9 protein-coding genes and 1 pseudogene are annotated in these 12,360 nt (G+C 69.7%); all 10 read right to left on the minus strand.

The window, feature by feature from the left end:
* Positions 1-108 precede the first annotated feature (108 nt).
* Complete coding sequence (locus ACTRO_RS06400; RefSeq protein WP_034261946.1) at positions 109-2,508, minus strand: phosphoketolase family protein; 2,400 nt, start codon at positions 2,506-2,508, stop codon at positions 109-111.
* A 426-nt stretch (positions 2,509-2,934) separates the two neighbouring features.
* The gene (locus ACTRO_RS06405; protein ID WP_034273412.1) at positions 2,935-3,690 is read right to left on the minus strand and encodes a GAF and ANTAR domain-containing protein; all 756 of its coding nucleotides are present in this window, start codon (positions 3,688-3,690) and stop codon (positions 2,935-2,937) included.
* Positions 3,691-3,759: 69 nt separating this feature from the next.
* Positions 3,760-4,485 carry an ANTAR domain-containing protein gene (locus tag ACTRO_RS06410; protein ID WP_051450395.1) on the minus strand — a complete coding sequence of 242 codons (726 nt, stop codon included), beginning with the start codon at positions 4,483-4,485 and terminating at the stop codon, positions 3,760-3,762.
* A 255-nt stretch (positions 4,486-4,740) separates the two neighbouring features.
* A complete protein-coding gene (locus tag ACTRO_RS06415) occupies positions 4,741-5,595 on the minus strand; it encodes a slipin family protein (protein WP_425394873.1) in 855 nt (284 codons plus the stop codon).
* 43 nt (positions 5,596-5,638) lie between these two features.
* Positions 5,639-6,349 (minus strand): PRC-barrel domain-containing protein, encoded by a 711-nt coding sequence (locus ACTRO_RS06420; RefSeq protein WP_157435846.1) that lies wholly within the window; start codon positions 6,347-6,349, stop codon positions 5,639-5,641.
* 186 nt (positions 6,350-6,535) lie between these two features.
* Positions 6,536-8,611, minus strand: a pseudogene (locus tag ACTRO_RS50760) (cation-translocating P-type ATPase).
* 315 nt (positions 8,612-8,926) lie between these two features.
* Positions 8,927-9,277: a hypothetical protein gene (locus tag ACTRO_RS06430; protein ID WP_157435848.1), complete on the minus strand. Its 351-nt coding sequence runs from the start codon at positions 9,275-9,277 to the stop codon at positions 8,927-8,929.
* Between the two features lie 12 nt (positions 9,278-9,289).
* Positions 9,290-9,874 carry a LemA family protein gene (locus ACTRO_RS06435; RefSeq protein ID WP_034261959.1) on the minus strand — a complete coding sequence of 195 codons (585 nt, stop codon included), beginning with the start codon at positions 9,872-9,874 and terminating at the stop codon, positions 9,290-9,292.
* Positions 9,875-10,109: 235 nt separating this feature from the next.
* Positions 10,110-10,631, minus strand: a complete 522-nt coding sequence (locus ACTRO_RS06440) for an inorganic diphosphatase (RefSeq protein WP_051450398.1) — start codon at positions 10,629-10,631, stop codon at positions 10,110-10,112.
* Between the two features lie 773 nt (positions 10,632-11,404).
* Positions 11,405-12,298 (minus strand): ANTAR domain-containing protein, encoded by an 894-nt coding sequence (locus tag ACTRO_RS06445; protein ID WP_034261962.1) that lies wholly within the window; start codon positions 12,296-12,298, stop codon positions 11,405-11,407.
* Positions 12,299-12,360: the final 62 nt, after the last annotated feature.

The following is a 12,360-nucleotide window of genomic DNA, read 5'->3' on the forward strand; positions in this document are numbered from 1 at the left end:
GCGGGGAGCCGACCGTCGGCGGCCTTCTCGGCGACGCTCTGCGGCGGTGCCGCGCGCCGGGTAGATCACAGCTGCGTGCAGATGGGCCGCTGCCGCGTCCGGCTTCGCTCACGGCCTCGCAGCCCAGGTCCAGTCGCGGATCTCGGGCAGGTCCCGGCCGTGCACAGCGATGTAGCGGGTGTGCTCGACGAGCCTGTCGTGCATCATGGCTCTGAGGTAGTCGCCCTTGGCTCCGATGCCGGGGGTCCGGTCGAGTACGTCGAGGACGAGGTGGAACCGGTCGAGCCGGTTCTGCACCCTCATGTCGAAGGGCGTGGTGATGGTGCCTTCCTCGGTGTAGCCGCGCACGTGCAGGTTGCGGTTGGTGCGGCGGTAGGTGAGCCGGTGGATGAGCCAGGGGTAGCCGTGGAAGGCGAAGATGATCTGTCTGTCCGTGGTGAACAGCGCGTCGTAGTCCGCATCGCTCAGCCCGTGCGGGTGCTCGGTGTCCGGTTCCAGCCTCATCAGGTCCACGACGTTGACCACGCGGATCCTCAGGTCCGGCAGATGCTCGCGCAGGATCGAGGTGGCGGCGAGCACCTCGAGGGTCGGGACGTCTCCGCAGCAGGCGAGAACGACGTCCGGGATGGCGCCCTGGTCGTTGCTCGCCCACGGCCAGATCCCGATCCCCTCGGTGCAGTGCACGGCCGCGGCGTCCATCGAGAGCCATTGGGGCATCGCGCGTTTGCCGGCGACCACGACGTTCACGTAGTGCCGGCTGCGCAGGCAGTGGTCGAATACCGAGAGCAGGCAGTTGGCGTCCGGCGGGAGGTAGACCCGGACGATGTCGGACTTCTTGTTCACCACGTGGTCGAGGAACCCCGGGTCCTGATGCGTGAAGCCGTTGTGGTCCTGCTGCCAGACGTGCGAGGCGAGCAGGTAGTTGAGCGAGGCGATGTCGCGCCGCCAGGGCAGCTGCTTGGTGACCTTCAGCCATTTGGCGTGCTGGTTGAACATCGAGTCGACGATGTGGATGAACGCCTCGTAGCAGTTGAACACCCCGTGGCGCCCGGTGAGCAGATAGCCCTCCAGCCAGCCCTCGCTCTGGTGCTCGCTGAGCATGGAGTCCAGCACCCGTCCGCTGGGCGCGAGGAACTCGTCCCCGTCCTGCCGCTGCGCGTCCCACTGCCGGTCGGTGGCCTCGAACACGGCGCCCAGCAGGTTGGAGAGCGTCTCGTCGGGGCCGAAGATCCGGAAATTGCGACGGTCCGCGTTCAGGGTGAGGACGTCGCGCAGGAATCGGCCGAGCACGGCCGTGTCCTGCGCCGTCACCGCGCCGGGCGCGGGCACGTTCAGCGCGTGGGCGCGGAAGTCGGGCATCCGCAGGTCGCGCAGCAGCAGGCCGCCGTTGGCGCGGGGGTTCGCGCCCATCCGCCGCTCGCCCTCGGGCGCGAGTTCGGCCAGCTCCGGCATCAGTCGCCCGTCCTGGTCGAACAGCTCCGCCGGGCGGTAGCCGCGCATCCAGTTCTCGAGGTGGGCGAGGTTCTCGGGATGCTCGGCGTCCACGAGCAGCGGCACCTGGTGGGAGCGGAACGTGCCTTCCACCGGCAGGCCGTCGACGAGTTTCGGGCCGGTCCAGCCCTTGGGCGAACGCAGCACGATCATCGGCCAGCGCGGACGCGCCGTCTCGCCGCCTTCGCGCGCCGCGTGCCGGATGCGCCGGATCTCCTCGACGGCCCGGTCCACGGCCGCGGCCATCAGTTGATGCATCACCTCGGGCTCGTCGCCCTCCACGAAGTGCGGCTCCCAGCCACAGCCGCGGAAGAACTGCACGAGCTCGTCGTGCCCGATGCGCGCCAGCACCGTGGGGTTGCTGATCTTGTACCCGTTCAGGTGCAGGATCGGGAGGACCGCACCGTCGCCGACCGGGTCGAGGAACTTGTTGGAGTGCCACGCGGTGGCCAGCGGGCCGGTCTCGGCCTCGCCGTCGCCGACCACGCACGCAACAATCAGCTCGGGGTTGTCGAACACGGCCCCGAACGCGTGACTGAGCGAGTAGCCCAGCTCGCCGCCCTCGTGGATCGAGCCGGGCGTGGTCGGCGCGACGTGGCTGGAGATGCCGCCGGGGAAGGAGAACTGGGTGAACAGCCTCTCCATCCCCGCCTCGTCCTGGCTGATGTCGGGATAGATCTCGCTGTAGCTGCCCTCGAGATAGGTGTGGGCCACCAGCGCTGGGCCGCCGTGGCCGGGGCCGGCGACGTAGAGCATGTCCAGCTCGTGCTTCTTGATGGCCCGGTTCAGGTGCACGTAGATGAAGTTCTGGCCCGGGGTGGTACCCCAGTGCCCGACGATCAGCGGCTTGACGTGCTTGAGCTGGAGCGGTTCGCGCAGCAGGGGGTTGCGGTAGAGGTAGAGCTGCCCGACTGAGAGGTAGTTCGCCGCCCGCCAATACGCGTCCATCGCGCGCAACAGCTGCGGGGAGAGGGTCTGCGGGTTCGTGACCCAGGTATCAATGATCTGTGTGTTCATGACGCGTCACTCCTCGTCCGGCTCACCCGGACGCGCCGAGCTGATCCGTCGGCGGCCCGGCGCGAGGCGCCGGTCAAGGCGGTGATGGTCAACCGGTGTGATCTCCGGCTGTCTCGGGCGGGCGTCGGTGTCCGCCGCGCTTTCGGCCGGGTCTGTGCGAGACCTGGTCGCGATATCGCGACTCGAATCGGTCCATACATGCGAAAACCCCGAACTGGCGAAGAAGATCCGCGATGACGGCGGATGGTCGTGCCGCCGGGGTCCGGGGTGACGCCCCCTACGCTACAGCGGCCGGACGTGACCGACCAGGGGTAGTGCTCCCGGCCGCTGCCTTCCAGCGAACCGTGTCCCGGCCCGGTGATTCCCCGGCCGGCCGGGAGTCTGCCGGTCGGGGTCGCGGGCGGGGTCCGGGAAGCGCGTCGGCTGTCAATCGGCGTCGGTCAGTGTGGCGGGAGCGGACCGGCTGGAGAGGAGCTCGCTGACGGCGGGGTCCTGCACGGCCACGTCGCGGGCGAGGTCGGACAGTCGGCGATTGTGGCTGCGGGCGTATACGCGCAGCAGCGTGAAAGCCTCGTCGACGGTTATGCGGTGGTGTCCGGCCAGTACGCCCTTGGCCTGCTCGATGACGATCCGGCTGTTCAAGGCGTTCTGGAGTTGGGTGGTGAGCAACTCGGCCTGGTGGATGTTGCGCTGGGCCAGGATGCCGATGGTGGCGATGTCGGCGAGGGCCTGGCCGGTGCGGATGTCTTCGTCGCTGAGCGGCCCGGGTTGGGCACAGAACAGGTTCAGGGCGCCGATCACGGTGGAGCGCAGGCGCAGCGGCAGGGCGTGGACGGAGACGTAGCCGGTGGCCTCGGCCGCTTCGGCGAAGCGGGGCCATCGGTGCTCGTTGGTGTGCAGGTCGGCGTTGACGACGGGCTCGCCGGTGCGGAAGGCGTCGAGACAGGGGCCTGCGTCGGACTGCAGTTCGAAGAGTTCGAGCAGGCGGGCGTTTTCCGCCGAGGCCGCGGTCGCGTGCAGGATGCCGCGCTGGTCCGAGAGCATAAGGCCTGCGGCGTCGATCTCCAGCAGCGTCACGCAGCGCTGGGCGAGGGTGTGGAGGAATTCGATGACGTCGAAGTCGTCGACCAGGGTGTCGGCCGCCTCGACGAAGGCTTCGGCGAGCTGCTGTTCACGAGTCATGTTCATCTCTCCGGGGAGGTTGTCGGCGGGGCGGGCGGGGTCGCGGTTCGGGGGCATCGGCGTCGGCTTTCACGGGTCGGACCGGTGGAAGCGCAGGCGGCGGGCGACCACGTCGTCGGCGAGGTCGGCCACGGAGCGATCCTGGGCGTAGGCGTGGGCGCGCAGCCGTGCCAGGGCTTCGGCCAGGCCCACATCCAGCTGCACGCTGATCATTCCGGTGGCCTGGTGCACCTGTGCGCGGTAGGTGGCGGGCGCTGCCCGGCCCGGATGCGGCGCGTCTGGTAGGGCGTCAGCTGGGTCGGTGCCGGGGTTCGCGTGGTGCACCAGCAGCACGGTGACCGCGTCGGCCAGGCCGAGGGCGTCGGCGAACTGCTGGGGGGACATCGGCCCGGTGGCGCTGCGATGGGCCAGGAGCACCCCGACGCTGATCGCCCCGATCTGGAGCGGGAACGCGAAGAGCGCGCCGACGCCCAGCGCCGCGGCGGCCGGGGTGAACGCGGGCCAGCGTGCGGCTGCGGCGGCCAGGTCGGGTATCAGGATCGGTGCTCCGGCGGCCACGGCTTCGGCACACGGGCCCTGGCCGAGGGTGAACTGCGCGTCCTCCAGCGCGGCGGAGGCCTCCCGCTGGCCCCAGGCCAGCACCACGCCCGCAGGTCCCGTGCCCATCCCGGCCGCGATCCCGTCGACACCCAGCGCAGCGGCGGCCGCCGCTGCAGCCGCGGCGGCCGGTCCGGCGGCCCGCTCCCCGGCGCCGCCGAGCAGCGCGAGCACCGCGGTCATCTGCTTGCTCAGCACAAGGTCGAGGCCTCCCGCCGCGCTGCCTGGCAGACCTTCACGGATCCGGGCCCTGAAGGCGCTAAGGCCCCGGCGCTGCCGGCGAAGGTCCGCAGTTCCTGCAAGACATTGCACGCCGCCGGGGTCTGGGGAGACACGGCCACTCTACCGCTGAACCGCCCGGGCCCTGACGAGCCCGCACGGCGGCGGTGCCCGGCGGCGCTGGACCGCGTCCGGCATGGCGCCCGCTCCTCCCGTGCCCGGGCGGGCATTGTGTCACTTCCCTGCATCGGGAATGCCGTTGATCGTGGCGGCGGCCGGCGGCGCGCCGGCTGCGATGACCGGGGAAACCGCGACGGCGGGGCCGGCGGCGGTCTTCTCTCGGGCAAGGAACGCGCCGAGTTCGGCGATGGTGGTCATCAGCGGAGCAGGGAAGACGATGGTGGTGTTCTTGTCCACGCCGATCTCCACCAGGCTCTGCAGGTTGCGCAGTTGCAGGGCGAGGGGGTGGGCCATCATGGTGTCCGAGGCGTCGCCGAGCGCCGCCGCGGCCAGGGACTCGCCTTCGGCACTGATGATCTTTGCCCGCTTCTCCCGCTCGGCCTCCGCCTGGCGGGCCATGGCGCGCTTCATGCTCTCGGGCAGCTGGATGTCCTTGAGCTCGACCAGGGTCACCTCCACGCCCCATTCGACGGTGCTGACGTCCAGGATCTGGCGGATGTCGAGGTTGATTCGGTCGGTCTCGGACAGGGTCTCGTCCAGCGTGTGCCGGCCCACGACCTTCCGCAGCGTGGTCTGGGCGATCTGGTCGATCGCCGCGTGCACGTTCTCGATCGCCACCACTGACTTGATCGCGTCCACGACGCGGAAGTAGGCGACTGCGGAGACGTCCACGCTGACGTTGTCGCGGGTGATGATGCCCTGGGACTGGATCGGCATGGTGATGATCCGCAGCGAGACGCGGTGCAGGACGTCGACGAACGGGATGATCATCCGGAAGCCGGGCTTGCGCGCCCCGAGCACGCGTCCGAGCCGGAAGAGCACGCCCTGCTCGTATTGCTTGACGATCTTCGCGGACAGGGCGAACCCGAGCAGGCACAATGCCGCGACGATCACGATGAGGATGATCAGGAGCTTCACGAGGGAACCTTTCCTTGAACGTAGTGGTGCCGCGTCACTCCTGGACGTCGAGTTCGACCGGAGGCAGGTTGCGCACTTGGTCCTTGGTGAGGTCGAGCCGGACAGCGTGCTTCATGTCGATGACCGCGCCGATCGGGATGGCCACCCTCTTCTGGTCCCACAGGTGGCTCTCATCGAGCAGCACGTGGGTCACCTGGTGGTCTGTACGGTCCACGATCAGGCCCTGGACCCGGCCGATCGGCCCGTCGAGGGCCTGAACGCGATCGCCACGGCGTACCTGGATGCCGCGGACGGGTACGCGATCGCGAGCGGGCGTGCGGGTCGCGCCGCCGCCGAGGATCGATCGCTCCGCGCCGGTACGTACGTCCGAGGCGTCAGCTCCCCTGGCCAGGCCACCTCCGAGGCCGAGCCGGTAGTGCGGCCAGGTGAGCATCTGTTCCTGCCGGTAGCCCCAGTGACCGCTCGCGCCGGCGAGGAAGTGCGTCTCGAGCGCGCGTTCGAAGGTCTCGAACTCGGCGAGGGAACAGCGCAACACGATCTCGTCGGGCCTGCCTCGGCGCGGGAATCGCACCACGTCGAGGGGGATGAGGCGGGAAGCGTTCTGCCGGTGGTCCGGTTTCACGATCAGATGGGTCAGGACGCGGTCCACCGGCTCGATGACCACGCGACTCAGCTGCCCGCATACCCCGTCGCTGCACCGGACCGGGCTGCCGATGGTGAACTGTCTCGTAGGGTCTCTCGTCATGGGTCTTCGCCGCTTTCTTCGCTGGGTTGTCGTTCGGTGACGAGCGGCGAAGAAGGGCGGGGTCCAGACGGATCCAGGCACGCTGAGTACTTTGATGCTCCCACTGATCGGCCGCCGGCGATACCGTGTGAGGCCGTGGCGCCCTCAGGCTGCTCGTGCGCCGGCGCGAGCGCGTGCCGCCGATCTTCAGCCGCCGCCTTTCTCTTCGGCTGCACGGCGGCGCCGGCGGCGGATCTCGTCGGCGCCCCAGACGATGAAGGGGAACGGAAGGACGGTGGCGATTTGGCCGAGGGAGAGGGCCTCGGTGCCGAACAGGCCGTGGAGTGCGGGCAGATAGATGATGACGGCGGCGAAGGCGAGGGCGAAGCCGAGGGCGCCGAGCAGCGGCTTGTTGGTCAGCACGCCGACCGAGCGCAGCGACGCGTGTTCGGTGCGCACGGCGAAGGCGGTGCCGGCCTGGCAGGCGACGATGCCGAGCCAGCTCACGGTGGTGGCCTGCCGGTAGGCCTCGTGCAAGGGGGCGCCGGCGCCGGTCGCGTCACCCGGGCGCCAGCCCGCGTGCAGCAGGGTGACGAGGAACCCGGCCATCACCAGCACGGCGGAGATCACGCCGAGGAAGCCCCAGGCACGGGCGAGCATCCGGGCGCTGATCACCCCTTGGCCGCGTTTGCGCGGGGGCCGGTCCATCAGGCCGGGTTCGGCCGGTTCCCAGCTCAGGGCGAGCGAGGGCAGGGTATCGGTGCCCAGGTCGATCGCGAGGATCTGCATGACCGTCAACGGCAGCGGGATCTTCCCGCCGGACAGGGCGAAGACCAGGAACGGCACGATCTCGGGCACGGCGTGCGCGAAGATATAGACGATGAATTTGCCGATATTGTCATAGATGCGGCGCCGGCTTGGACGGCGGCGATGATGGTGGCGAAGTCGTCGTCGGTCAGCACCATCGTGGCCGCCTCGCGCGCAACGTCGGTGCCCGAGCGGCCCATCGCGATGCCGATGTCGGCGCGCCGCAGCGCGGGCGCGTCGTTGAGCAGGGCGATCTCGGTCGGATCACCACTCGCCTTGGCCGCGGCGCCCTGCGGGAGTTCGGCGCTCGTGCACAGCGCTGCAGCACGGGCCATCACCTCGATCCCGCTCACGTCCTGCTCGCTCTGGGCCGGCGTGTACGGATCGGCCGAGCCCGCGCAGGTCCAGACCGAGGTCACCCGCATCCGGTTCTGGGTAAGGGTTCCGGTCTTGTCCGTGCAGATGACGGTGGTGGACCCGAGCGTCTCGACGGCGCTGAGCCTCTTGACCACCGCGCCGGGCCAGGTCCCGCACGCCGACAGCGAGCGAGAGTGTGATGGTGGGCAGCAGCCCTTCAGGGACATTGGCCACCAACAACCCGATCGCGAAACTGATCGCGGCGCCCCAAGCCAGCCCGGCGAGCAGCCCGAGCGGCAAAAACGCGATCCCGAAGCCGACCGCGACCGCGGCGATCAGCCAGGCGACCTTCTTCACCTGCCGCTCCAGCGGGCTGTCCTCGCGCTTGACCCGCGCGGTCAACGCCGCGATGCGGCCGAGTTCGGTGTGCATTCCGGTCGCGGTGACCACGGCGCGCCCCTGGCCCCCGGTGCACACGGTGCCGCTGAACACCACATCCCGGGCCTCGAGCAGCGGACCGGCCACATCAGGGGCCTCGGCCGAGCGCGAAACGGGGGCCGACTCCCCGGTCAGCGTGGACAGGTCGACCTCGAGAGCCCCGGCGATCAGGCGGGCATCAGCGCAGATGCTCTCACCCTCCGCCACCACCAGCACATCGCCCGGCACCAACGCGCTCGCCGGCACTTCCTGGTCCCGTCCATCGCGCCAGACGTGTGCCCGGGCGGGCAGAAACGCCGCGAGCGCCTCCACCGCCTTCTCGGCCTGCACCTCCTGGAAGAACGCGAACGCCGCGTTCAAGACGATCACCGCGGCGATCGCGATCGCCAGCGAGGCGGTGCCACTGGCCCAGGCCAGCACCCCGGCCACCGCGAGGACCAAGGCGAGGGGGTGGGTCACCTGCCGTACCAGTTCCGCAGGCCACTGTCTCTTTCCGCGGCCGGCCAGTGCGTTGGGGCCGTAGACGGTGAGCCTGCGCGCCGCCTCGCGATCCGAGATTCCCGCCGGCGAACTGCGTAGATGTTGCAGGAGCAGCGCCAGGGGCTCGGCGGGATCGGGAGGCGGCGACGCGGCGTCAGTCGCCTCGACCGGATCGCCTTGCGCGATCGTGGGAATCGCCATCACACCGGCCGAATCAAGCGGAGGGCGAAGCGCTGGCTGCATGCAGGGCCGAGACGCGCACCCGGAGTGGGCGGCGCGGCGACGATGGCTGCGAGGGTGAGACGGGTCATGCCGTGGCCCCTATCCGATACCGCAGTATCAGCGAGATGGGAGACCGCCGTCATGACCGAAGCGAGGTCTGGACCTGAGCAAAGGCGGGGCCGCGAGAGGCGCCACGATGATCGTGAGCGCCGCAGTGGACTTATCGGCTTCAACCTATCACCGCTGGCAACCGCCGCTCAGAACACGCGGGCAGTGGCCGCGCCGCCAGCGGACTCAGGTGGACTCAGGTAGTCGAGCGCCGAGAGCGGCGAGCAATCCGGCGATGCAAGACAGTCGTGCCGCTGCGATCTGTCCGGTTTCCGCGGCTCGATCCGACAAAACGGGCCGGTGCACCAGGCGGGTCCCCGAGCACAGGGTGAACGCGGTCGCCGCTGCCGCGAGCACCAAGGCCAGAGCGATCCCGGCCACCAGATCGCGCGTTTCCGTGCTCGGCGCGCCGGGGAGCCCGGGCGAAATCGCGTCGTACAGCGTGCCCACGATCGCGCCGATGCCGAGCCATACGAGGATGAACACGCCGATGTAGAGGATGGTGCGTCGCTTGTTGCTCGCTATCTGCTCGTACACGCTGCCCACGCCTCAGTTCGCCGTCGAGCCGCTCGGCGCGGCGAAGTCGACGACCGGGGTCTCCCGATCGGCGGCGGTTTCGAAGAACTCGAACGGACGGAACCCGAAGGGACTGGCCAGCACGGTCCGGGGGAAGGACTGCGTCGCGGTGTTGTAATCGCGGACGCTGGTGTTGTAGTGGCGCCTGGCGTATTCGAGCTTGTCCTCGCTGGTGGCGAGCTGCTCCTGCAATCCCAGGAAGCCTTCCTGCGCGCGCAGCGCCGGGTAGTTCTCGGTCACCGCGAACAGCGAGCGCAGTGAACTGCTCAACGCGTTCTCGGCGCTCGCGATGGCGGCCGGGTTCGTGCCGGCGCCAGCACTGATCGCAGCCGCCCGCGACGCGGTAACCGCCTCGAACGTGCCGCTCTCGTGCGCCGCGTAGCCTTTCACGCTCGCCACCAGGTTCGGGATCAGATCGTGCCGGCGCTTGAGCTCCACATCGATCTGGGACCAGGCCTCCTTGGTGCGGTTGCGCTTCTTGACCAGGCTGTTGTAGCCGGCGACGGCCACCAGTGCCACAACCAGCAGGACGATGACGATGACGGTGACAGCGAACATGAAGGCGCGCTCCTCGGGTCGTTCGGAGTTTCGACCGGGGCGCATCGATGACGCTGTGCAGGGCGCTCGGCCGGAGAGCGGCCGGACCTGACGCCGGAGCGGGTTCGATGCGCGGGAATGGCAGCGCCGAGGGCCGGGGCGTCGTGGACGGCAAATGATCCGACTCTCACAGTACCCGCAATCGCCTCGGGCCGACACCACCACAGCGTCCGGCTCGTTCGAGCACCGAGGGGCGTTACGTTGCCGGGTCGGTCCCGGGATCGCCGGTGCGCGGAGTCGATCGCGCGACGCGTTCGCGGGAGGTGACGATCTCGGTTTCGGCCGCGGCCCGGTCGGCCCACGAGGCGCCGTCGACGGACTTGCCCGGCTCCAGCGCCTTGTAGACCTCGAAGAAATGGGCGAACTCCAACCGGTCGAACTCCGACACGTCCTCAAGCTCACGCAGGTGGGCCACGCGCGGGTCCGTGGCCGGCACGCACAGGACCTTGTCGTCGCGGCCGGACTCGTCGCTCATCCGGAACATCCCGAGTGCACGGACCCGGATGACCACGCCGGGGAAGATCGGCTCGCCGTTGAGCACCAGCGCGTCCAGCGGCTCTCCGTCCGAGCCCAGCGTCCCGTCAACGTACCCGTAGTCCGCCGGGTAGCGGGTCGCGGTGAACAGCATCCGGTCCAGGCGTATCCGGCCGCGCGCGTGGTCCATCTCGTACTTGTTGCGCGAACCGGCCGGTATCTCGATGGTGACGTCGAACTCCATGAGGAGCTTCCTCGCGATCAACTGCGCCCGCGTTCCGCTGGCCGCCGCCCGCAGCGGCGGCAGGTCCGGAACGCAGCCGTTATAGGCAGGGCAACGATCGGGGCCCGCGGCCCCGGGTGCGTTGGCCGGCGCGCCACTCCGCTCACCACACCACGTCTGCAGGATATCGGGCGAGCATGGAGCGCGCACCCGGGCGGCAGATGATCGGCGGACTGAAACACCCGATACTCCGGGGATCGTGCCAGCTAGCCGATCATGGCGTCCATGGTCCCGGGCAACGCTGTCGAGAGACGCCCGAGGCCATCCGGGTCTCGCGGTGCCCCCACACGTGGACGGCCGGTGCCACGGCACTCGGCGTTCTGTCGCCTGGGCGTGGCGCAGGGCATACCGGGCGCTGCACCACTCATTCACGCAGCCTGACCTCCCGACACGTAGCCCAGACATCCGGACCGACACTTCACCCGTCCACTCACCCTGCATGACAGCATTCTGGCCCGCTCGCTGCGCCACCGGGCCAGAACACGAAGATCCTCATGACGCTTCTGCGGAGTGCGCCGCAGTGCCCGCGGATGAACCCCCACGCCGAACGGGTCGTGCGCACCATCCGATCCGAGTGCACCGACCGCATGCTCCTCGTCAGCGAGCGGCACCTGCAGCGCTCCCTGGAGCTTGCCTCAAGCACTACAACACCGGCAGAGCCCACAGAGCGCCTGACCCCAAGACGAGCGCGCTGGCCACAGCCGATTGGCTGTTTACGATCCCCGCAGGCTCCCTCAGTTCAGGCGAAGCGTGCGGTCGATGATCGCGGCGGCCACATCGTCCACCGGCCGGTTCTCTGCGAAGGCGTGCGCTCTGATCAGAGCGAGCGCGTCCGCGGCGCTGCAGCGGCATTGCACCGACACCATGCCGGCGGCCTGGTTCACCACGGCACACGGATCGCCCTGCTCGAGAAACGGCGGCCGGCCCACGGGTTGATCGGCATCGGGTGCGCTCCACGGGGGTAGCAGCGACACGGCCAGAGTGACCGCGGCCGCTTGGAACGTCTCCAGATCCGGGCCGTGGGCCCGCGGCGGGTCGAAGATGGTGAGGGCTCCCAGGCGGGCACCGGCTGCCGCGACCGGGACGGCCGCGACCGCACGGATGCCCAGTTGCTCCACGGCGGGACCGTAGATCGGCCATATCTGCGCCATCTGCATGCCGGCGGCGATGATCGGGCGGCACAGCCTCACCGTTTCACGGGCCGGCCCCTCGCCGAGGGTGAACTCGAGGCCCTGGGCAGTCCTGCTGGCCGGGTCAGAGGCCGCGGCAAGGGTTTCGGCCTCATCGGGCCCGAACAATGTGAGCGCGGCGCCCGCCGCACCGAGGGTCTCTGCGACGGCCGCCATGAACCTGGGCTGGACCTGCGGGTCGACGGATCCCTCGTGCCAGCGGCGCAGCCGGTCGGCATGGACGCTGTGGATCCGGGCCGCGGTTCGGTGCTGCTGCTCGACTTGGCGGTGCACGGCCGCCATGCGCCCGTGGAATCCCCGCATCTCCTCGGTGGCCGTTTCCATCTGTGCCTCATGCCGGATGGCGATCTCGGCGGCACGCGCGGCGCGGCGGTGCTCGACAGCCGCGTTCTGCACCGCTTGGTCGAGTTCCCGGCCAGATTCAGGCGGGAGGGGCATGTTCGCAGGATACGCCGCCCCGCGGCAAAGCGCTCGCGCATCGGAAAAGGGGCGGACGCGGT

It is taken from the genome of Actinospica robiniae DSM 44927 (assembly GCF_000504285.1).
GTDB classification, from domain to species: Bacteria; Actinomycetota; Actinomycetes; order Streptomycetales; family Catenulisporaceae; genus Actinospica; species Actinospica robiniae.